This window comes from Anaeromyxobacter dehalogenans 2CP-1 (genome assembly GCF_000022145.1).
In the GTDB taxonomy this organism is placed as follows: domain Bacteria; phylum Myxococcota; class Myxococcia; order Myxococcales; family Anaeromyxobacteraceae; genus Anaeromyxobacter; species Anaeromyxobacter dehalogenans.
In genome coordinates, this window is the sequence record NC_011891.1 from 2,496,918 (window position 1) to 2,517,534 (window position 20,617).

General features: G+C 75.8%; 18 protein-coding genes. 14 read left to right on the top strand and 4 right to left on the bottom strand.

What is annotated here, in order from left to right; all coding sequences use genetic code 11:
* Positions 1-23: 23 nt before the first annotated feature.
* The 3 genes from A2CP1_RS11300 to elbB all read right to left on the bottom strand — a co-directional run bounded on the left by A2CP1_RS11300 (position 24) and on the right by elbB (position 1,644).
* Positions 24-302 (bottom strand): cytochrome c3 family protein, encoded by a 279-nt coding sequence (locus tag A2CP1_RS11300; RefSeq protein WP_012633424.1) that lies wholly within the window; start codon positions 300-302, stop codon positions 24-26.
* A gap of 222 nt (positions 303-524) precedes the next feature.
* Positions 525-812, bottom strand: a complete 288-nt coding sequence (locus A2CP1_RS11305) for a cytochrome c3 family protein (protein WP_012526187.1) — start codon at positions 810-812, stop codon at positions 525-527.
* A gap of 166 nt (positions 813-978) precedes the next feature.
* Positions 979-1,644, bottom strand: a complete 666-nt coding sequence (gene elbB / locus A2CP1_RS11310; RefSeq protein ID WP_012633425.1) for an isoprenoid biosynthesis glyoxalase ElbB — start codon at positions 1,642-1,644, stop codon at positions 979-981.
* A 156-nt stretch (positions 1,645-1,800) separates the two neighbouring features.
* On the opposite strand from elbB, the gene A2CP1_RS11315 reads away from it, so the two are divergent.
* From A2CP1_RS11315 to A2CP1_RS11380, 14 genes are all read left to right on the top strand, one after another.
* Positions 1,801-3,612 carry an N-acetylmuramoyl-L-alanine amidase gene (locus A2CP1_RS11315; protein ID WP_012633426.1) on the top strand — a complete coding sequence of 604 codons (1,812 nt, stop codon included), beginning with the start codon at positions 1,801-1,803 and terminating at the stop codon, positions 3,610-3,612.
* Between the two features lie 104 nt (positions 3,613-3,716).
* On the top strand, positions 3,717-5,588 hold the full coding sequence (locus A2CP1_RS11320) for a M61 family metallopeptidase (RefSeq protein ID WP_012633427.1): 1,872 nt from the start codon (positions 3,717-3,719) through the stop codon (positions 5,586-5,588).
* 45 nt (positions 5,589-5,633) lie between these two features.
* Positions 5,634-8,426 (top strand): [protein-PII] uridylyltransferase, encoded by a 2,793-nt coding sequence (gene glnD / locus A2CP1_RS11325; RefSeq protein ID WP_012633428.1) that lies wholly within the window; start codon positions 5,634-5,636, stop codon positions 8,424-8,426.
* 214 nt (positions 8,427-8,640) lie between these two features.
* A complete protein-coding gene (locus A2CP1_RS11330) occupies positions 8,641-9,585 on the top strand; it encodes an ATP-grasp domain-containing protein (protein WP_012633429.1) in 945 nt (314 codons plus the stop codon).
* Positions 9,578-9,973 carry a general stress protein gene (locus A2CP1_RS11335; RefSeq protein WP_012633430.1) on the top strand — a complete coding sequence of 132 codons (396 nt, stop codon included), beginning with the start codon at positions 9,578-9,580 and terminating at the stop codon, positions 9,971-9,973. Before A2CP1_RS11330 ends, A2CP1_RS11335 begins: the two co-directional genes overlap by 8 nt.
* Before the next feature lie 24 nt (positions 9,974-9,997).
* Positions 9,998-10,192 (top strand): hypothetical protein, encoded by a 195-nt coding sequence (locus A2CP1_RS11340; protein WP_012526194.1) that lies wholly within the window; start codon positions 9,998-10,000, stop codon positions 10,190-10,192.
* A 114-nt stretch (positions 10,193-10,306) separates the two neighbouring features.
* Entirely contained in the window at positions 10,307-10,930 is a 624-nt protein-coding gene (locus tag A2CP1_RS11345) for an L-threonylcarbamoyladenylate synthase (RefSeq protein WP_012526195.1), read from the top strand.
* 55 nt (positions 10,931-10,985) lie between these two features.
* Positions 10,986-11,882, top strand: coding sequence for a site-specific tyrosine recombinase XerD (gene xerD, locus A2CP1_RS11350; protein ID WP_012633431.1), 897 nt, complete (start codon positions 10,986-10,988; stop codon positions 11,880-11,882).
* A gap of 179 nt (positions 11,883-12,061) precedes the next feature.
* Positions 12,062-12,679 (top strand): site-2 protease family protein, encoded by a 618-nt coding sequence (locus A2CP1_RS11355; protein WP_150106341.1) that lies wholly within the window; start codon positions 12,062-12,064, stop codon positions 12,677-12,679.
* Between the two features lie 17 nt (positions 12,680-12,696).
* Positions 12,697-13,689, top strand: a complete 993-nt coding sequence (gene trpS / locus A2CP1_RS11360; protein ID WP_012633433.1) for a tryptophan--tRNA ligase — start codon at positions 12,697-12,699, stop codon at positions 13,687-13,689.
* A 28-nt stretch (positions 13,690-13,717) separates the two neighbouring features.
* The gene (locus A2CP1_RS11365) at positions 13,718-14,617 is read left to right on the top strand and encodes a segregation and condensation protein A (RefSeq protein WP_012526199.1); all 900 of its coding nucleotides are present in this window, start codon (positions 13,718-13,720) and stop codon (positions 14,615-14,617) included.
* A complete protein-coding gene (gene scpB / locus A2CP1_RS11370) occupies positions 14,614-15,777 on the top strand; it encodes an SMC-Scp complex subunit ScpB (protein ID WP_012633434.1) in 1,164 nt (387 codons plus the stop codon). The genes A2CP1_RS11365 and scpB overlap by 4 nt, the downstream gene beginning before the upstream one ends.
* Before the next feature lie 2 nt (positions 15,778-15,779).
* A complete protein-coding gene (locus tag A2CP1_RS11375) occupies positions 15,780-16,754 on the top strand; it encodes a pseudouridine synthase (RefSeq protein WP_012633435.1) in 975 nt (324 codons plus the stop codon).
* Positions 16,755-16,823: 69 nt separating this feature from the next.
* On the top strand, positions 16,824-18,845 hold the full coding sequence (locus A2CP1_RS11380; RefSeq protein ID WP_081444544.1) for a HEAT repeat domain-containing protein: 2,022 nt from the start codon (positions 16,824-16,826) through the stop codon (positions 18,843-18,845).
* Positions 18,846-18,852: 7 nt separating this feature from the next.
* Here the strand turns inward: A2CP1_RS11380 and A2CP1_RS11385 are convergent, their stop codons facing one another.
* Positions 18,853-20,613: an STN domain-containing protein gene (locus A2CP1_RS11385; protein ID WP_012633437.1), complete on the bottom strand. Its 1,761-nt coding sequence runs from the start codon at positions 20,611-20,613 to the stop codon at positions 18,853-18,855.
* Between the last annotated feature and the right edge of the window lie 4 nt (positions 20,614-20,617).

Below are 20,617 nucleotides of genomic sequence, written 5' to 3' on the forward strand. Positions count from 1 at the left end.
GGAAGACCCGGCCGACGGGTTCGCTACGCCTTCTTGTGGCACTCGGCGCACTTCGCCGGGCCCTTCGCTTCCTTCTTGTGGCACTCGATGCAGCTCGCGTGCGCCTTCTCCTTGCCGAACCCCTCGATCTTGCCGCCGGCGGCGGTCGCGTGGCAGGTCTCGCACTTCACCGCCGCGTGGGTCTTGTGGTTGAAGGTCACGTCGCCGTTCTTTGCCTTGAGCACGGTCGGCGCGGCGGGCGCGGCGGCCATGGCGGAGCCGGTGAGCACGAAGGCGGCCACGATCGAAGCGAGGAGCTTCATTGGGATGTACCCCTGGTGAGAGCGGACGGGTCCATTCCCGTCGCGAATTGGACGGGCACTCTAGCCCGCGCATTCTCCGGGGGGCCTGCGGCAAGTGCGCGCATGCGCGCGCGAGCGCAGGCGTGGATTGAGCACATGCACCCGCACCCTGGGTCAAAGCGGAGCAAATGAAAAGGGGCCGCGCGCGGCGGCCCCCTCGGTGCGGCGGCGAAGCGGTGCGGGCTACGCCTTCTTGTGGCACTCCGCGCACTTCGTCGGGCCCTTGGCCTCCTTCTTGTGGCACTCGATGCAGAGGCCGTGGGCCTTGTCCTTGCCGAAGCCCTCGATCTTCCCGCCCGCCGCGGTGGCGTGGCAGGTCTCGCACTTGCCGAGCTTGTCGGCGTGCGCCTTGTGCGGGAACGTCACGTTGCCCGGCTTGGCCTGGAGGGTGAGGGTGGCGGGCGGCTCGGCGGCGACGGCGACGACGGAGATGGTCAGTGCGGCGAACAGCGCAGCGAGGTACTTGGTCACGTGAGGCTCCTCGGAATCGGGGCGGACCAGCCCGCCCGGCTATCGGACGCGCGACATTACTCGATATTCAGGGGGGTCCGGAAGAATTGTCGCAGAGGGGCCCTGACCGGCATCCCCGGTTGACGTGCATCAATTCAGGGCCTTTCCTCCCGCCGGGAGGGGGCTGTCAGGCCATCTCCAGCACCGCCGAGACCAGCTTGTCGATCCCGGTCGCCACCGGGGCGATCCAGGGGCCGAGCATGTAGGCGGGCGTGCTGGCGATCTTCAGCCGCTCGTCCACCACCGCGTCCTCCACCTTGCAGTCCACGTGGCGCGCGCCCCAGGACTCGATCGCGGCGGCGGTGTCGCGGTCGTTCCCGATCGTGACCTTGACCCCCTCGGGCCCGAGCAGGCGCGCCGCGATCACCGGGGCGATGCAGATGAAGCCCATCGGCCTGCCGGCGCCGCGCACCTCGCGCACGATCCGCTCCACCTCCGGGAGGACGCGCATGGCCCGGCCCTCCACCGCGAAGCTGCAGAGGTTCTTGGCCGCGCCGAAGCCGCCCGGGAACACCAGCGCGTCGAGGTCCCGCCCCGACACCGCGGAGAGCGGCGTGATCTGCCCGCGCACGATGCGGGCCGCCTCCACCAGCACGCGGCGCCGCTCGCCGTCGGCCGGCGCCCCCTTCACGTGATCGACGACGTGCAGCTGCTCGACGTCCGGCGCGGTCGCGACGAGCTTCACGCCGCGGCGGTCGAGGGACAGCAGCGTGCACACCGCCTCGTGGATCTCGGCGCCGTCCAGGAACCCGCAGCCGGACAGGACGACGCCCACGCGCTTCTGGCTCGCCATCGGAGGCCTCCGAGGAGTGTGGGACGGGCCAGGATACCGCCGCCGCGCGCACCCGGGCAGTGTCCCGGGCCGGTCGGGAATGGCCCCGCGCATGGGATGCGCGCCGGCGGCCGGAAATTGGACGGAGATATCGAGCGGGGGGACATTCGCCCTCCCATGCGCCGCGCCGCCGTCCTGCTCACCGTGCTGATGCTCGCTGCCCCGGTGGAGGCAGCGCCGGCGGCGCGCTACCGCGGCAGGACGCCCGCCGCCGCGAAGCACGACGCGCCGCGGCGAACGGCGGCCCGCGCGCGCCCGGCCCCGGCGCCGAAGAAGCCCGCGGCCCGGGCGAAGGTGAGCCGGCTGGTGGACGCCAAGGCCGCGATGTCCGCGCTGATGCGCGACCGGAACCGGCGCCGCTACCGCCACAACTGGGAGAAGGCGATCCGCGGGCTCGAGCAGGCGGCGCGCGGGAAGGACGCGCCGGCCGCGCTGCTCGAGGCGTCCCGCGCGCGGTACGCGCTGTACCGCTGGTCCGCGGTGGAGGCGGATCGCGACGAGGCGCTTCGGCTCGCGGCGCGCGCGACGCGCCTCGGCTCGCGCGACGCGCCCGCGCTCGCCGCCGCGATCCGCCGCGAGGCCGGCGACGATCGCCCGGCGCGCGCCGCCGCGCCGCCCCGGGCCGCGCCGAAGCGGGCGCCGACGCCCGCGCCCGCGGCCCCTGCGGCGCCCGAGCCGGAGCCCGCCGACGCCGACGAGGAGCCCGCCCCGGAGCCCGCGCTCGACGCGGCCCTGGCCGACCTGCGCGGCGAGCCCGCCCGGCCCATGCCGCTCGGCGAGTCCGGCGGGGAGGGCACGGCCACCGTCTCCGAGGTCCGGGCCTGGTCGAGCGGCGACTACACCCGCGTCGCGATCTACTTGTCGCACTGGGTGGGCTGGCACAAGCTGGAGCTCGCCCCGGAGGGCGACCGCCCTCGCCGGCTCGCGCTCGACCTGCGCCCGGCGCACCTCGACGGCAAGGCGGTCGAGCGCGCCGTGGCCGGCGACCAGGTGGACCGGGTGCGCGCGGCGCAGAACGGCCCGGACACCGTGCGCGTGGTGCTGGACCTGCCCGGCGACGACAAGGTGCAGCTCTTCACGCTCGACGACCCGCCGCGCCTGATCGTGGACGTCGGGACGCACGCCGCCATCCACCAGGCGATCGCCGGGGCGACCCGCGCGCCGGAGCCGCCGCCGGCGCCCGGCCCGGCCGCGCCCGCGGGCAAGGCCGGCCCGTCCGCCGGCGAGGGCGAGCTCGGGCCCATCCGTCGCATCGTGGTGGACGCCGGGCACGGCGGCCACGATCCCGGCGCCATCGGCCCGACGCGCGTGCGCGAGAAGGACGTGACGCTCGCGATCGCGCGGCGGCTGGCGCGCAAGCTGGAGGCCGAGGGCTTCCAGGTGGTGCTGACGCGCCGCGACGACCGGTTCCTGGCGCTCGAGGAGCGCACCGCGCTCGCGAACACCGCCCGCGGCGACCTGTTCGTCTCGGTGCACGCGAACGCCCACCCGCGCCGCGTCCGCGCCGGCGTGGAGACCTACTTCCTGAACGTGGCCGACGACCGCTACGCGGCCCGGCTCGCCGCCCGCGAGAACGGGCTCGACGCCGAGGACGCGCCGTCGGAGGTGGCGCGCATCCTGAGCGACCTCGACGCGAAGGCCAGCGCCGACAGCTCGCGCCGGCTCGCGCAGCTCGTCCAGCGCGAGGTGTGCGCGGGCGTGCGCTCGAGGGTGGGGGACGTGAAGGATCTCGGCGTGAAGAGCGCGCTGTTCTACGTGCTGCTGGGCGCGCGCATGCCGGCGGTGCTGGTCGAGACCGGGTTCATCTCCAACCGCGCCGAGGAGCAGCGCCTCGGCTCGGCGCGCTACCAGGACGAGGTCGCGTCCGGGATCACCCGCGCGGTCGCGCAGTTCGCCCGGGGCGACGCGCGGGTCGCGGCGGCGCGCTGAGCGCCTCGGGGAGCGGGCGGCGCCCCGCGCGGTGCCCGGTCGCGGAAGCCCTCGACACGGCGGCCGGCCTCCGCTATGCGTGAACGCTCTCTCCGGGAGCGTGCATGCTGGGAGCCGCAGTCGCCGTGGGCCTCGCCGCGCTGGGCGCCGCGGCCGCGCCGATCGACCTCGAGGTGGACCTCCGCGACGCGCCGTCGGGCGTGATCCACGCGCGGCTGGTGATCCCGGCGCGGCCCGGCCCGCTCACCCTGGTCGCGCCGAAGTGGCTGCCCGGAGATCACCGGCCCAGCAACGCGGTGGCGGAGCTGGCCTCGCTGGCCGTGACCGCGGGCGGGCGGCCGCTCGCGTGGGCGCGCGATCCGGTCGATCCGTACGCGTTCCACCTGCAGGTGCCCCGCGGCGCGGAGCGCGTCGAGGTGGCGCTCGACCAGCTCGCGCCGCCGGCCGGGCAGGGGAGCTCCGCCGCCGGCTCCTCCTTCACCTCGCAGCTCGGGATCCTGGGCTGGGGGACGGTGGTCCTGGTACCGGCCGGCGTCCCTGCCGCCGATCAGCCGGTCCGCGCGCGCGTGACGCTGCCGCGGGGCTGGAAGGCGAGCACCGCGCTGCCGGTGGCCGCGCGCGAGGGCGACGCGATGCGGTTCGCGCCGGCCAGCCTGGAGCTGCTGGTGGACTCGCCGGTCCTCTCCGGCCGTCACCTGATGGAGCTGCCGGTGCACGCGCCCGGCGCCCCGCCGCACCTGCTGGTGGTGGCGGCGGAGTCGGAGGACGCGCTGGCGGTGCCCGCCGAGCTGCGCGCGGACGTGGAGCGGCTGGTCGCGGAGGCCGGCGCGCTGTTCGGCGGCTACCCGTTCGCCGGGTACCGGTTCCTCGTCACGCTCTCCGACGAGATCGTCTTCTCCGGGCTGGAGCACCACCAGTGCGCCGACATGCGCATGCCGGAGCGGGCCCTGGCCGACCCGATCGCGCGGCGGACGCGGGCGGGCCTGCTGTCGCACGAGTACGTCCACGCCTGGAACGGCAAGTCGCGGCGGCCGCAGGGGATGGCGGCTGCGGACTTCCAGGCGCCGCCGGACGCGCGGCTGCTCTGGGTCTACGAGGGCCTGACGCACTACCTCGGCTGGGTCCTCGCCGCGCGCAGCGGCCTCGGCGGCGCGCGCCTGCCGGACTCGATCGCGGTGGCCGCACAGGGCATGGCGAGCACCACCGGCCGGGCCTGGCGATCGCTCGAGGACACCGCCGCGGCGGCGCAGGTGGGGTACTCGGCGCGCTCCGAGGGCGCGTACGCGCGCCGCAGCGTGGACTTCTACTGGGAGGGCGCCCTGGTCTGGCTGGAGGTGGACGCCCGCATCCGCCGCGAGTCGCGCGGCGCCCGCTCCCTCGACGACTTCGTGCGGGCGTTCCTGGGCGGGCGGTCCGGCGGGCCCACCGTGTCGGCGTACCGGCTCGACGAGGTGATCGCCGCGCTGGGCAAGGTGGCGCCGCTCGACTGGGCCGGCCTCCTCGACGCGCGCGTGGCCCGCCCGCGCCCGGAGGCGCCCACCGCCGGGATCGAGGCGGCGGGGTGGCGGCTCGCCACCAGCGACACGCCCACCTCGCTCCAGGTGGCGCAGGAGCGGGTGCTCGGGTCGTTCAACCTGGAGGCGTCCATCGGCCTCTACCTCTCCGAGGATCGCGTGGTGGACGTCGTCCCCGGCTCGCCGGCCGCGCGGGCGGGGATCCCGCCGGGCGCGAGGCTCGTGGCGGTGAACGGCCGCAAGCACACCCGCCAGCGCCTGGAGGACGCGCTGCGCGCCACCGAGCGCGGCGGACCGCTGGAGCTGCTGGTCGAGGCGGGCGACCGCTTCCGGACGCACGCGATCGCCTGGCGCGGCGGGCTGCGCTACCCGGTGCTCGTCCGGGAGGCAGGTGTGCCCGATCTCCTGGCAACGATCGCCGCCCCGCGGGCGTTCGCCGCCATCCACGCGCCGGCGCCGTGATCCGCCGCGGGAGCGCGGGGCCGGCGGACGCTATACTCCGCCGCGATGACGCCCCCCGCGCTCGACGCCCTGATCAACCTCCCCGTGGCCGCGCCCTTCGAGTTCGAGGCGAAGCTCGCCGAGCTGCCGCAGGTGACGGGGGATCCCAAGGCCGCGTTCGCCGAGCTGCGCCGCTACGTCGAGGACGTCCACCGCGCCGGGGCGAGCGGGCACACGGTGGTCCGGCTGCAGAGCGCGGCCATGGACCGGGTGGTGGGCGCGCTGTGGGACCGCGCGCTGGCCGAGGCGGGTCAGGCGCACGCGCCCTCGCCGGTCTCGCTGGTGGCGCTGGGGGGCTACGGCCGGCGCGAGCTGGCGCCGTTCAGCGACGTGGACCTGCTCGTGCTCCACGCGCCGGGGAAGCCGGACGCGTTCGTGAAGACCGCCGCGGAGCGGCTGGTCTACGCGCTCTGGGACCTGCGGCTCGAGGTCGGCTACGCGGTCCGCGACCTGAAGACCTGCGACCAGCTCGCCTCCGAGGACCACACCGCGCGCACCGCGCTGCTCGACCTCCGGTGGCTGGGCGGCGATCGCGACCTCTACCGCGAGCTGGAGCGCGAGGAGCTGCACGGGCTCTCCACCGCCAAGGTCGAGAAGTTCCTGCAGGACAAGCTCGACGAGATGCGCGGCCGCCGCGAGCGGTTCGGCGACTCGCTCTACCTGCTCGAGCCGAACGTGAAGGAGTCGGAGGGCGGGCTGCGGGATCTCCAGTCGGCGCTGTGGCTGGCGCGGGTGCGCTTCAAGGTCGCCGGGATCACCGAGCTGCTCTCCCGGGCGCTGCTGCCGGAGCGCGACATCCGCGAGATGCGCCGCGCGCGCGACTTCCTCTGGCGGGTGCGCAACGAGATGCACTACCTCGCCGGCCGCAAGTGGGACCAGCTCACCTTCGACGTGCAGCCGCAGGTCGCGCAGGCGATGGGGTACCGCGACCGCGAGGGCGCGAGCGGGGTCGAGGAGTTCATGCGCCACTACTACCTGGCCGCGAAGGCGGTGCTGGTGGCGTGCGACGCGATCGTGGACCGGTGCCTGGAGACGCAGACCGCCACCGGCTGGCGCATGGTGCCGCCGCCGGCCGCCACCATCGGCGCCGAGCGGCCGGTGCCGGTGCTGCAGGGGCAGCCCACCCGCGCCGCGGACCGGTTCCTGCCCGGCGGCGAGCTGAAGGTGTTCCGCGGCCGGCTCACCGTGTCCGACAAGGACGTGCTGCGCCGCTCGCCCGCGGCGCTGGTGCGCCTGTTCGCGGCGGCGGACCGGGAGCAGCTCGACCTGTACCCGTACGCGCGGGACCTCGCCGCGCAGGTGGCCGAGGAGCTGCCGCCGGAGGGCGCGGCCGACCCGGAGCTGAACCAGGAGCTGCTGGCGTGCTTCACGCGGGCCGGCACGCGCGGCCGCTTCCTCACGCAGATGCACGAGCTGGGCGTGCTGCCCAAGGTGCTGCCGGAGTTCGCGCGGATCACCGCCCGCCGGCAGATCGACGTCTACCACGTGTACACGGTGGACGTTCACACGCTGTTCGCGGTGCGCCGGCTGTTCGCGCTCCGCTGCGGCGACGTGAAGGAGCCGGTGCTGGGCGAGCTCATGCAGGCGCAGGCGCGCCCGCTGGCGCTCTACCTCGGCACCCTCTTCCACGACATCGGCAAGGGCGCGGGCAAGGACCACTCGGTGCGCGGCGCGGAGATCGCCGCCGAGGCCTGCGTGCGCATGGGCGTGGACCCGGACGACGCCGGCGACATCGAGTGGCTGGTGCTGAAGCACCTGCGGATGTCGGCCATCGCGCAGCGGCGCGATCTCTCGGATCCCGATCTCATCCACGCGTTCGCGGAGGAGGTCGGCACCCTAGACCGGCTGGAGAAGCTGTACCTCCTCACCTACGCGGACATGGCCACGGTCGGCCCGCGCACCTGGACCGAGTGGAAGGCGCGGCTGCTGCTCGAGCTGTACGGGAAGACGCGCGAGGTGCTGCAGCGGGGCGAGCGCCGTCCGGAGCCCGGGACCGCGGAGGCGGCCGGCAGGACGCGGGTGGTCGCCGCGCTCGCCGCCAGCCCGCGCCACGGGTCGGAGGCCGAGCAGCGACGCTTCGTCGCGGCCATGCCGGCGCGGTACTTCCTGACCGCCGCGCCCGGGGAGGCGCCGCACCACCTGCGACTGCTCCAGCTCGGGCGCGACCGGGTGCTCGCCGGAGCGCTGCGCCACCGGCGCGACCTGGGGCTGACCGAGCTGGCGCTCACCGCCCGGGACCGCCCCGGCCTGCTCGCCATCGTGGCGGGCGTGCTGGCGGCCCACCGCATCGACATCCAGCACGCCGAGGTGTTCTCCAGCTCGCCCGACCCCGCGGCGGCCGGCTGGCTGGCCGGCCGGGCGCTCGACGTGTTCGAGCTGCGGGGCCCCGACGACGGTCCGGTCGAGCCGGCGCGCTGGCGCGCCGCGCGGCGGGATCTGGTCCGCGTGCTCGCGGGCGAGGAGCCGCTCGCCGCCCTGATGACCCGGCGCCTGCGCGCCTCCTCGGTCGCGGCGAAGCCGCTCCCGCGGGTGCCCACCAAGATCGTGATCGACAACCACAGCGCCCGCGCCCACAGCGTGGTGGACGTCTTCACCGCGGATCGCGTGGGCCTGCTGCACACCGTCGCGCGCACGTTCTTCGAGCTGGGCGTGTCGGTGGACCTGGCGCGCATCGCGACCGAGGGCCACCGGGCGGCCGACGCGTTCTACGTCCGCACGTCGGACGGGCGGCCGCTCGAGGGCGAGCAGGCCGGGCGCGTGGTGGCTGCGCTCGAGGCGGCGCTCGCCCGCGCCGATTGACCGGCGCACTTCACGGTCCGTTCCTCCGTCCCCCGCCGCCCGCGCGCGCGCGACGGCCGCCGACGCACGCCCGGCGGCCGCCCGGGCCGCGCCGCGGGCCGGACCCGGCGGGACCTCCGAGAAAGGTTCGGGATGGCGCGCCCTTGTCCAGCCAGCCGGGCATGGTCACCATGTTGCGCGGCGGTCGGGGTGGGGGAAGGGAAGCAAGCCTCGCATGGAACGCTTCATCCGGATCGGGGTGGTGACCGCCTGGCCGGAGGAGGACTGGCACAGCAAGCGCCTGCTCGCTGCGTGTGCCCGGCGGGGCGAGGCGGTGGTGATCGATCCGTCGGCGATGGCGGCCGGCGTGGGGGCGGAGGGCGTGGGCGTCTCGCTCGGCACCATGCGGATGGAGGAGGTCGATGCGTTCGTGCTCGCGCGCGGCCTCGGCCGGGAGGGCGACCCCGACGCGCAGTTCGAGATCTACCGCGCGATGGAGGGAGCCGGCGCGGTGGTGGTGAACCGGATCGAGCCGCTGCTCGCGGCCCAGGACAAGTTCCGCAGCTCGTGGCTCCTGGTCCGCGCCGGCGTGCCGACCCCGCCGGCGGCGGTGGCCCAGGCGCCGGTCGGCGCCGAGCACGCGCTGGAGCGGCTCGGCGAGTCCGTCGTGAAGCCACTGGCGGGCTCGCTCGGCGAGGGCGTGGAGCGCGTCCGCCCGGATCGGGCGGGGCGAGACCGCGTCCGGGAGCGGGCGGGAAGGGACGGCGCGGTGTACCTGCAGGCGTACGTCCCGCACCCGGGGCGAGACCTGCGCGTGTTCGTGGTCGGGGGCACGACTCGGGCCGCGATGGTGCGGCACGCGCCGCCGGGCGAGTGGCGCACCAACGTGGGCGGCGGCGGGCGCGTGGAGGCGGTGGAGTGCCCCGCCGCGGTGCGCGCGGTGGCGGAGGCGGCGGCGGCGGCGCTCGAGCTGGACTACGCCGGCGTGGACCTCGTGCTGGGCGACGAGGGCCCGACGGTGATCGAGGTGAACGGGAACCCGAGCTGGCAGGGGATCCTCGAGGCCACCGGCCTGGACATGGCGGAGGCCATCGCCGAGCACGTGCTCGCCCGGGCCCTGCGCCGGCGGAAGACCAGCGACCACATTGTGCGTGAACGGACGGGGGCGACACATGGCTGAAGAGAAGAAGGGCGGCAGCAAGGGGGCGATGACGGTCTCGGAGGCCGGTCGCAAGGGCGGGGTGCGGGTCCGTGAGACGCGCGGCCGCAAGTTCTACGAGGAGATCGGCAAGAAGGGCGGCGAGACCGTGAAGGCCGAGCGCGGCCGCAAGTTCTACGAGGAGATCGGCAAGAAGGGCGGCGACACCGTCAAGGCCGAGCGCGGGCCGCGCTTCTACGAGGAGATCGGCAAGAAGGGCGGCGAGACCATCAAGGCCGAGCGCGGGACGCCCTTCTACGAGGAGATCGGCCGGAAGGGCGGGCACAAGGTCCGCGAGCTGATCGAGAAGGGGAAGGCTGGCGCCGAGGAGGAGGCGGGGAAGGGCGAGGGATTGGGGGACGATCGCTAGCACGCGGACGGGAGGGGGACGGGAATGGCGGACAACGAGGAGAAGGTCGGGCGGGGCGAGCCGGACGAGGGCCGGCGCGGGATGACGGTCTCGGAGGCGGGCCGCAAGGGCGGCATCGCGGTGCGCGACGAGCGCGGGCACGCCTTCTACGAGGAGATCGGCAAGAAGGGCGGCCAGAAGGTCCGCGAGCTGATCGAGCGCGGGAAGAGCCGCAGCTGACGGAGGGTCGCCCGCGCCGCGGACGCCCGCCCGGTGTGCCGGGAGGGCGCCCGCGGTGCGCGCCTCCGCCGCGGCGCTTGGGGAGCCGGCGGAAAGCTGCTAGATCGCGGGCTCATGCCGGCCGCGCCCATCGTCGAGATCGACCCCCTCCACCCGCAGCCGCGCGTCGTCGAGCGCGCCGTCTCGGCGCTCTCGTCCGGGGGCGTGATCGCGTACCCGACCGACACGTTCTACGGGATCGGCTGCGACCTGTTCGACAAGCGCGCCATCGAGCGCATCTACCAGCTGAAGCAGCTCCCGCGCACCCACGAGCTGGCGTTCATCTGCCAGGATCTGGCGGAGATCTCGCGCTACGCCATCGTGGACAACGCCGCCTACCGGGTGCTGCGTCGCAAGGTGCCCGGGCCGTTCACGTTCATCCTGCCGGCCACCCGGCTCGTCCCGGAGCTGGTGCTGCGGCGGCAGAAGACGGTCGGCATCCGCATCCCCGACAGCCCCATCGCGCTCGAGCTGGTGCGCCGGCTCGGCCACCCGCTCATCTCCACGTCAGCGGCGAAGCCGGAGGGCGAGATCCTCATCGACGCGCACGACATCAAGGACGAGCTGGGCCACGGGCTCGACCTCATCCTGGACGGCGGGTTCCGCCCGGCCGAGCCGTCGTCGGTCATCGACCTCTCCGGCCCGGAGCCGGTGGTGGTCCGCGCCGGCAAGGGCGACGTCTCCGACCTGCTCGCCTGAGCGGCGCGCCGGCCGCGAACTGGACGGGCGCGGGCCCGGCGCTATCGTCGCCGCGATGTCCGCGCTGGAGCCCGCCCTCGACCTGTTCCTCGCCCACGTGCGCGTGGAGAAGGGGCTCGCCGAGAACAGCGTCGAGGCCTACGGGCGCGACCTGCGCCGCTACCTCGAGCACCTGGACGAGCTGGGGGTGGACGCCTGGGAGCGGGTGGGCCGCGGCGAGATCCAGGCCCACCTCGCCGAGCTGGTGCGCCGCGGTCTCTCGCCGCGCTCGCAGGCGCGGGCGCTCTCCGCCATCCGCTCGCTGCACCGGCTCCTCGCGGCCGAGCGCGTCACTCCCGCCGATCCGTCGGACGAGATCGAGTCGCCGCGGCCCGGGCGCCGCCTCCCGGGGCTGCTCTCGCACGACGAGGTGGACCGCCTGCTGGCCGCGCCGGACGTGCGCAGCGCCGCCGGCATCCGCGACCGCGCCATGCTGGAGCTGCTCTACGCGACCGGGCTGCGCGTCTCGGAGCTGGTCTCGCTGCAGCTCAACGACGTGAACCTCGAGACGCGGGTGCTCGTCGCCCGCGGCAAGGGGAACAAGGAGCGGATCGTGCCGGTGGGCGCGCCCGCCGCCGCGGCGGTGAAGGCGTACCTGGCGGTCGCGCGGGAGCGGCTGCTCCACGGCCGCCGCTCGAAGGACCTGTTCGTCACGCCGCGGGGCGGCCGGATGACGCGGCAGGGGTTCGCGAAGATCCTGGACCGCTGCGCCCGGCGCGCGGGCATCCGCCGGCGCATCTCACCGCACAAGCTGCGCCACTCGTTCGCCACCCACCTGCTGGAGGGGGGCGCCGACCTGCGCGCGGTCCAGGAGATGCTGGGCCACGCCGACGTCTCCACCACGCAGATCTACACCCACGTGGATCGCACCCACGTGAAGCGGCTGTACGACCGCTTCCACCCCCGCGCCTGAGCCGCGCCGCGATCCCGGGCGGAATCGGCGCGCCCCGGCTGTTCGGAGGGGGGAGCGGGCCGCGGTCCCGGCGCGTCCGGCGGCCGCCGAGCGCGTTGACCGCCCGGCCCCACGCTGCTAAAGAACCGCTTTTCCCGACGAGGCTTTAGGCAATGGGGTTCGACCTCCAACGCGGGCTGATGATGCTCATCCCGCTCGTGCTCTCGCTTTCCGTGCACGAGTTCGCGCACGCGTGGAGCGCCTGGAAGCTGGGCGACGACACGGCGTCCCGCATGGGGCGTCTCACGCTCAACCCCATCGCCCACGTGGACCCCATCGGAACGGTGCTGCTGCCGCTGCTCGGCATCCCGTTCGGCTGGGCGCGCCCCGTGCCGGTGAACCCGGCGCGATTCCGGCAAAACGTGAACATGAGCACGGGGATGGCGCTCACCGCGGCGGCCGGGCCCATCTCCAACATCCTGCTCGCGGTGCTCTCGACGGTGGCGCTCGCGCTGTGCTGGCGGTGGGCGCCGACCGCCATCGCGCCGGGGCAGGGCGTGGGCGAGCTCCTGCAGATCATGGTCCTGCTGAACGTGAACCTGGCGCTGTTCAACCTCATCCCCGTGCCGCCGCTCGACGGCAGCCGGGTGGTGGACGGGTTCATGCCGGCGCGGCTGCGGCCGCAGTGGGAGCGCGTCACCGCGCTGTCGCCGTTCCTGCTCCTCGCCGTCTTCGTCTTCGCCGGCCGCATCATCTCGGGCCCGTCGAGCTTCGTGGTCGGCCTGCTCGCCCAGCTCGCCGGCGCCATCACCGCCTGACCCGCACCCGGAGATCCATGTCCTCGAAGCGCCCCATCATCGTCAGCGGCATGCGGCCCACCGGCCGCCTCCACCTCGGCCACCTGCACGGCGCGCTCGCGAACTGGGTCAAGCTCCAGGACGACAACGAGTGCTTCTACTTCAGCGCGGACTGGCACGCGCTCACCACGAACTACCACGACACCTCGGTCATCAAGCAGGCCGAGCGCGAGATGTTCGTGGACTTCATCGCCGCGGGCATCGACCCCTCGCGGTCGACGCTGTTCATCCAGAGCCGGGTGAAGCAGCACGCCGAGCTGAACCTGCTGCTCGGCATGATCACGCCGCTCGGGTGGCTGGAGCGCTCGCCGACGTACAAGGAGCAGCGCGAGAACATCACCGACCGCGACCTCGCCCTGTACGGCTTCCTCGGCTACCCGGTGCTGATGACCGCGGACATCATCCTGTACAAGGCCACCCGCGTGCCGGTGGGCGTCGACCAGGTGCCGCACCTGGAGCTGTCGCGCGAGATCGTCCGCAAGTTCAACTTCCACTACGGCGAGGTGTTCCCCGAGCCGCAGCCGCTGCTCACCGCCGCTCCCAAGATCCTGGGCACCGACGGCCGGAAGATGTCGAAGAGCTACGGCAACACCATCGACCTGGGCGAGAGCGCCGAGTCCACGCAGAAGAAGATCATGGGCATGGTCACCGACCCGGCCCGCAAGCGGCGGCAGGACCCGGGCAACCCGGACGTCTGCGGCGTGTTCTACCTGCACAAGGTGACGAGCGACGCCGAGACCGTCGCCTGGGTGGACCAGAACTGCCGCACCGCCGGGATCGGCTGCGTGGACTGCAAGAAGAAGCTGCTCGAGCGGCTCCTGCCGCAGCAGGAGGAGATGCGCGCGCGGCGCGAGGCGCTGCTCGCGAAGCCGAAGGACCTCGACGACATCGTGCAGCTCGGGAACGAGAAGGCGCGCGCCGCGGCGGAGGCCAACATGGTCCAGGTCCGCGCCGCGATGAAGCTCGAGTAGGACCCACCACGGGGGGCGGTCCGCCGGGATGGCCAGGAACAGCGACACGGACGCCGGGCTCGGCGCGGACTCGCCGCGCGCCGACGACGCCGACGCGCGCGCCGCGGCGGACGCGTTCCGGGTCACGCTCCCCCCGCTCCGCGAGGGCCAGCCGCCGTTCGAGGGGCCGCTCGACCTCATCCTTCACCTGGTGAAGGAGCACGAGGTCGATCTCTTCGACATCCCCATCGCGCGGATCACCGAGAGCTACCTCGCCACGCTCGAGGCGATGCGCGACCTCGACATCGACATCGCCGGCGAGTTCCTGCACATGGCGGCGCAGCTCCTGCTCATGAAGAGCAAGCTGCTGCTCCCGCGCACCGAGGTGGCCGAGGACGCGGCCGGTCCCGAGGACGCCGGGGTGGACCCGCGCGCCGAGCTGGTGCGGCGGCTGCTCGAGTACCAGAAGTACAAGGCCGCCGGCGAGGAGCTGGGCGGGCGCGACATCCTCGACCGCACCGTGTTCACGCGGCGCGTCCGGGCCGAGCGCCCCGCCGCGCCGGACGGGCCGGAGGGGCTCGCCGACGTCTCGGTGTTCAAGCTCATCGAGGCGCTCGATCGCGCCATCGCGCACGCGCGCCCGGAGCACACGCACGACGTGATCACCGACCGGCTCACCATCAGCGACGCCATCTCCCGCGTCGCCGACGTGCTCCGGCTGCGGCGGCGCGCCACGTTCGAGGAGCTGCTCGCCGGCCCGGCCGAGAACCGGAACACCAAGGCGAACGTGATCTCCACGTTCCTCGCCATCCTGGAGATGGCGAAGCTGAAGCTCATCCGCATCTACCAGGCCGCGCTGGACGACGCCGGCCCCGGGGCCGAGATCCTCGTCGAGGCGAAGGACACCCTCGGCGACGACGTCCCCGTCGGACAGGAGGACTACCGATGACCGAGCCCACCGACCGGCCGACCGCCGCGGAGGACGTGCCCGCGCCGGACGGCGCGGGGCCGGAGGGCTCCGCCGCGCAGCCCGAGGCCGCGCCCGCTGCCGCGACGCCGGCTGCCGACGCGCCGGGTACCGAAGCGCCGGGTACCGAAGCGCCGGGTACCGACGCGCCGGCTGCCGACGCGCCGCCCGCGGCGTCGGTGTCCGCGGCCGAGCTGGACGCGCTCCAGGCCGCCGAGGAGGCGAAGCAGGGCGACCCGGCGCTCGACGAGGTGGATCCGGCCGACATCGACGTGGCCGACGACAAGGAGCTCCCGTTCGAGAAGCTGGCCGCGGCGGCCCGGCGGCTCAGCGCCGACCGGGTCCGCACCGTGGTCGAGACGCTGCTGTTCCTGGCCGAGCGCCCGCTGAGCGTGGAGGAGATGCGCGCCGCGAGCGGCGTCGAGGTGGAGCGGCTGGAGAAGGCGCTCGACAAGCTCTCCGGCCACTACCGCGAGGGCCCCTGCGGCATCGTGCTGCACGAGGTGGCCGGCGGCTGGCAGCTCCGCACCTCGCCGGACAACTCCGACTTCGCGCGCCGCTTCCTCAAGGTGAAGCCGCAGCGGCTGACCCGCGCCGCGCTCGAGACGCTCGCCATCATCGCGTACCGGCAGCCGGTGACCCGCCCCGAGATCGAGGACATCCGCGGCGTGGACTGCGGCGCGGTGGTGAAGGCGCTGCTCGAGCGCAAGCTGGTCAAGATCCTCGGCAAGAAGGAGGAGCCGGGGCGGCCCATCCTGTACGGCACCACCCGCGAGTTCCTGGAGTTCTTCGCGCTGAAGGACCTCGCCTCCCTCCCCACGCTGCGCGAGTTCCACGAGCTCTCCGAGGAGCACCGCGACATCGTGGAGAAGGAGGCGCCGGCGGAGCAGGCGCCCGGGATCGAGGGCATCGTGGCCGAGCTCTCCGACGAGAAGCTCCGCGCCGAGCTGGAGGCGAAGCGCGCCGAGAGCGACGCGGCGCTCGACGAGCTCGAGCAGGCGATGGCCGCGGCGGACGAGAAGGCGCGCGCGGCCGAGGCCGCGCTCGCCGACAAGAAGCGGGCCGACGAGGCCGAGGCGCAGGCCGACGCGGAGCCCGGCGCCGGCGCCGGGCCCGGTGGACCGCCGGCGGCGGGGAGCTAGCGATGGCCGAGGAGCGGCTGCAGAAGTTCCTGGCGGGGGCGGGCATCGCCTCGCGGCGCAAGGCGGAGGCGCTCATCAGCGCCGGCCGCGTGCGCGTCAACCAGCGCACGGTGACCGAGCTGGGCACCAAGGTGGACCCGGGGCGCGACCTCGTCACGGTGGACGGCGCGCTCGTCTCGCAGCCGGAGCAGCGCAGCTACTACCTGCTCTACAAGCCGTCCGGCTGCGTCACCACCGCGTCGGATCCGCAGGGTCGCCCCACCGCGATGGAGTACCTGCGCGGCGTGCCGGGGCGGCCGTTCCCGGTGGGCCGGCTCGACTACGACGCGGAGGGCGCGCTGCTGCTCACCGACGATGGCGAGCTGGCGAACCGCCTGGCCCACCCGCGCTACGGCCATCAGCGCGTGTACCTGGTGAAGGTGAAGGGCGATCCGCCGGCGGAGGCGCTGGAGCGGATGAAGGCCGGGGTCCGGCTGGAGGACGGCCCGGCGCGCGCGCTGGAGGTGGCCGTCCACGAGCACGCCGACCGGAACGTGTGGATCCGCGTGGTGGTGGGCGAGGGCCGCTTCCACCTGGTGAAGCGGCTCTGCGAGGCGGTGGGGCTGCAGGTCCAGCGCCTGTTCCGGCCGGAGTTCGGCGGCATCGGCGTCGGCGGGCTGCGGCCCGGCAGGTTCCGCCGGCTGGAGCCGGAGGAGGTGCGCGCGCTGCGGCAGCGGGTCGGGCTCGAGTCCGGCACGCCGGCCCGGGGACCGTCGGTGCGCGAGCTCCCGAAGGCGGCCCGCCGCCACGGCCACGGGCCGCCGGCGGCGCCCGGCGCGGCCCCGCCGCCGGCCGAGCCGGACGCGGACGAGGTCGGGCCGCGGGCTCGCGGCGCGAGCCGCGCCGGTCCGAGGGCCGCCGCCCCCGGCCCCGGCGGCCGCGCGTCCCGGCCGTCGCGCCCGTCGCGCCCGGGCCGCGCCGGCACCCGCCGCCGCTGACCAAGGGCGCTGGCCGCCGCGGGCGCCCGCGCTTGCGCGCGGCGGGGTTCGCGGCGAGCATGGCGGCCCGTGTCCCGCGTTCCCGCAGCCGCCACCTTCGCAGCCCGTCCATGCCGTGCAGGCCTCGCGGCCCTCCTCGCCGCGTGCCTCGCCTGCGGCGGCGGCGACCTCGGGTCGCCGGACCCGGCGCGGCGCGCCGCGGCGGTGCGCGCGGCGGGCGCGCGCGGCGGCGCGGACGCGCTCGCCACGCTGCTGGTCGCGCAGCGCGACGGCAGCGCCGAGGTGCGCCGGGCGGCGGCCGAGGCGTTCGCGGCGCGCGGCGGCGCCGAGGGGGCCGAGGCGCTCGGGGCGCTCCTGGCGGATCCCGACGCGACGGTGGCGGCCGCGGCGGCGCGCGGGCTCGCCGGCATGCCGGACCAGCCGCGCGCGCGCGGCGCGCTGCGCGTCGCCTACGCGGACGCGTCGCCCGAGGGCCGCGCGGCCATCGCCGACGCGCTCGACGCGGTCGGCGTCTCGCTGCGCGAGGCGGTCGAGCAGGAGGCGCGCACGCTGTGGGAGCGCAACCTGGCGGCCCTGGGCGGGCGCGGGCCGGCCCGCGCGGGCGCGGCCGAGGAGCTCGGCGCGAGCGGCCGGGCCGAGGTGGTGGCGCGGCTCGTGCCGCTGCTCGATCCGGCGCGCAACGCGGATCGCGCGCTCGCGGCGGGCGCGGCGCGCGGGCTGGGCGAGGCCGGGGACTGGGCGGCGCGGCCGGCGCTCGAGGGGCTCCTGCGCTCGCCGGATCCGGAGCTGATCGAGGCCGGGGCCGGCGGGCTGGGCCGGCTCGGCGATCCCGGGGCGACCGCCGCGCTCGAGGCCGTCGCGCTCGCGTCCTCCGGCCGGATCGCGGCCGCGGCGGCGGACGCGCTCGCCGCGCTGCCGGAGGCGCTCGAGGTCGGGGCGGCGCTCTGCGAGGTGGCGGTGCGGAGCGCCGATCCCGCCGTGGCGGCGCGGGCCGCGCGCGAGGTCCGGCTGCGCGAGGCGGACTGCCCGGCGCGCCCGTTCCTGGCGCGGCTGGGCCGGCCCGGGGCCGAGGCCGCCCTGGCCGCGCTCGGCGAGCTGGGCCTCACCGGCGCCGCGGCGGAGGCGGCCGCCGCGCGCCTGCTCCCGCTGCTCGACCCTGCGCGCGGCGACCCCGGGCTGCGCGCCGCCGCCGCGCGCGCGCTCGCCAGGCTCGGCGCGCCGGGCTCGGCCGGCCCGCTCCGCGACCGCGCCGCGACGCTCTCCGCGCGCCGGGCGGCCGCGCTCGGGCGGCCGGCGCCGGAGGCGCTGCCCGCAGGGGCGGGGACCGCCGCGGCGCGGGCCGGGGCGCGCCCGCCCACCGGCGACGGCGACGCGCGCGAGCTGGGCGCGCTGCTCGCCGCCGCTGGCGGGCTCCGCGCGCCGGGCGCGGAGCCGCTCCTGCTCGAGGCGGTGCGCGATCCGCACGCGGCGGTGCGCACCGGCGCCATCGCCGGCCTGGCGGGGCTGGGCACCGACGCGGCGCTGCGGGCGGTGGCCGCCGCGCTCGACGACGGCGCGCCCGAGGTGCGCCTCTCGGCCGCCGCGGCGCTGGGCCGGGCCGGGCCGCGAGCGGTGCCGGCGCTGGCGCGCGCGGCGGGGCAGGCGGCGCCCGACGACGGCAGCTGGCGCTCCGCGCTCGCGGTGGCGCTGGGCGACGCCGGCGGCGCGAGCGCGGTGGCGCCGCTCACCGCGCTGCTCGAGGGGGCCTCCGCCCCGGCGGCGGCGTTCGCGCTCGGCAAGACCGGCGCGCCCGCCGCGGTGAAGCCGCTGGTGGACTGGCTGGCGCGCCCGGGCTCGCTCGCGGACGCCGAGGCCATCGAGGCGCTCGCGCAGCTCGCCGCCCGCGACGCCGGGCCGGCCATCGCCGCGCAGCTCACCGCCGATCGCGCCGAGGTGCGGGCGGTGGCGGCGCGCGCCATCGGCCGGCTGCGTCACGAGGCGGCCGCGCCGCGGCTGGAGGCGCTGCGGAGCGACTACCACGGTCGCGTCCGACGCGCGGCGGTGGAGGCGCTCTCGCGCCTGCCGGCGGGCGCGCCGCGGATGCGCCGCTGACCGCGGCCTAGAACGCGGCGGGCGGCGGCACGGGCGTGGTGGGCAGGACCGGCGGCGACTGCTGGCCGAACCGCGAGCGGAGCACCGCGCCGAAGGTGATGAGCCAGGTCGCGATCCAGACCAGCGCCCCGACGAACGGGATGTGCGCGAGCACCACGAAGATCGCCGTCCCGAGCGCGAGCTGCAGGACCACGGTGCGGCGCCGCTCCGGCACCGGCAGCGCGCGCCCCACGTGGAAGGTGAGGGCGGTGACGCCGAGGACCCCGGCCGCGATCATCCCCAGGATCTGCACCGGGATGAGCAGGATGCCGACGACCGTGACGGCGAGCAGCACGAGCAGCACCGGCATGGCCACCGTGCCGAGCGTGCCGGCGAGCAGCGACTTGCCCGGGCTCGCGACCATGTAGCTCGCCACCGCCTCCAGCCGCCGGGGGAACAGCGCCAGCACCAGCAGGCCGAGCACGAACAGCACCGCGAAGGAGATGAGCGCCTCGAGCACGGCGACGATGGGCGAGGCCTCGCGGAAGAAGTTGGAGGCGGTGCGGCCGAACACGCCCGGGAGGCTGGGGAACGGGATGGACTTGGTGTCCCCGCCCACGGTGGCGCTCGGGTCCACGATGACGCGCCCGCCGACGCTCACCACGTCCTGCTCCACCGCGGCGCCGGGGCCGATCTCGACGTCCCCGCCCACCGCCACGACGTTGCGCGTGACCGCGCCGCCGGCCAGCCGGACACCGCCGAACACCGAGGAGACGTCGCGCGCCGCGGCCCCGCGGTCGAGCTGCACCGAGCCGAACACCGACGAGACGTCGCGCGCCGCGGCGCCACCCTGCACCTGCACGCTCCCGCGCACCACGTTCACGTCGCGCACGACCTCGCCGGACCGGACCACCACGTCCTGCCCGGTGGACTGCCGATCGCGCCCGCCGCTCTCGTCCACCTCGCGCCCGGCGCGGCGCAGCTCGCGCTCGGCCTGGCGCAGCGCCTCCTCGGCGGAGCGGCGCGCCTCGTCGGCGATGCCCTGGGGGATCCGCAGGCCGAAGCCGCGGCCGGCGCGGATCGTGATGAGCGAGCCGGCCCGCTCCGCGGAGAGCCCCGCCTGCACCAGCACCGCCTGCAGCGCCTCCTCGACCGGGATGTCCACGAAGTGGCCGCTCACGGTCCCGGCCGCCTCGTCGGGGATGACCACGGAGAGCCCGGCGGACTTGCAGATGACCCGGATGGCCTCGGCCACGGGCGTGTGGTCGAAGTCGCCGGTGAAGCGCTTGCCGCTGGGCTTGTCGAACCCCGAGAGCGCCCCGGGCGCCGCGCCGGTCCGCTCGCCGGTCGGCGCGACCACCACCATGTCGCCGGTGCGGGTGGCGACCAGCTCGGTCCCGGCCAGCGCCGCCTTGAGCGCGTCCTCCACCGGCACGTTCCGGAGCTTCAGCACCAGCAGCTTGTTCCCGGTGCGCCCGGTGTTGAGCACCACGTCCCAGCCGGCGGCGTTCGCGATCTCCTCGAGCGCGTCGTCGAGCGAGGTGGTGTCGTCGATCGTGACCCGCTTCCCGGACGGCGCCGGCCACTCACCCTGCAGCACCGACGGCGGGGCCTGGCGCTGGGGCGGCGCGGGCGGGGCCGGCGGCGCGGGGAGGGCCGCCTCGGGCCGGGCGCGCGGCGCGGGCTTCCGGGGCGGCCGCGGCGCCGGGGCGGTCGCCTGCGCGTTCACGACCGGCGGCGGTTCGGGGCTCTCGAGGGTGAGCGCGGCGAGGAGGAGGGCGAAGAGCATTCTG

Bases quoted from the DNA above. Each gene is read 5' to 3' on its own strand.
- A2CP1_RS11300 (WP_012633424.1), bottom strand. From the start codon at position 302: ATGAAGCTCCTCGCTTCGATCGTGGCCGCCTTCGTGCTCACCGGCTCC.
- elbB (WP_012633425.1), bottom strand. From the start codon at position 1,644: ATGGCGAGCCAGAAGCGCGTGGGCGTCGTCCTGTCCGGCTGCGGGTTC.
- A2CP1_RS11315 (WP_012633426.1), top strand. From the start codon at position 1,801: ATGCGCCGCGCCGCCGTCCTGCTCACCGTGCTGATGCTCGCTGCCCCG.
- A2CP1_RS11320 (WP_012633427.1), top strand. From the start codon at position 3,717: ATGCTGGGAGCCGCAGTCGCCGTGGGCCTCGCCGCGCTGGGCGCCGCG.
- glnD (WP_012633428.1), top strand. From the start codon at position 5,634: ATGACGCCCCCCGCGCTCGACGCCCTGATCAACCTCCCCGTGGCCGCG.
- A2CP1_RS11330 (WP_012633429.1), top strand. From the start codon at position 8,641: ATGGAACGCTTCATCCGGATCGGGGTGGTGACCGCCTGGCCGGAGGAG.
- A2CP1_RS11335 (WP_012633430.1), top strand. From the start codon at position 9,578: ATGGCTGAAGAGAAGAAGGGCGGCAGCAAGGGGGCGATGACGGTCTCG.
- A2CP1_RS11340 (WP_012526194.1), top strand. From the start codon at position 9,998: ATGGCGGACAACGAGGAGAAGGTCGGGCGGGGCGAGCCGGACGAGGGC.
- A2CP1_RS11345 (WP_012526195.1), top strand. From the start codon at position 10,307: ATGCCGGCCGCGCCCATCGTCGAGATCGACCCCCTCCACCCGCAGCCG.
- xerD (WP_012633431.1), top strand. From the start codon at position 10,986: ATGTCCGCGCTGGAGCCCGCCCTCGACCTGTTCCTCGCCCACGTGCGC.
- A2CP1_RS11355 (WP_150106341.1), top strand. From the start codon at position 12,062: ATGATGCTCATCCCGCTCGTGCTCTCGCTTTCCGTGCACGAGTTCGCG.
- trpS (WP_012633433.1), top strand. From the start codon at position 12,697: ATGTCCTCGAAGCGCCCCATCATCGTCAGCGGCATGCGGCCCACCGGC.
- A2CP1_RS11365 (WP_012526199.1), top strand. From the start codon at position 13,718: ATGGCCAGGAACAGCGACACGGACGCCGGGCTCGGCGCGGACTCGCCG.
- scpB (WP_012633434.1), top strand. From the start codon at position 14,614: ATGACCGAGCCCACCGACCGGCCGACCGCCGCGGAGGACGTGCCCGCG.
- A2CP1_RS11375 (WP_012633435.1), top strand. From the start codon at position 15,780: ATGGCCGAGGAGCGGCTGCAGAAGTTCCTGGCGGGGGCGGGCATCGCC.
- A2CP1_RS11385 (WP_012633437.1), bottom strand. From the start codon at position 20,613: ATGCTCTTCGCCCTCCTCCTCGCCGCGCTCACCCTCGAGAGCCCCGAA.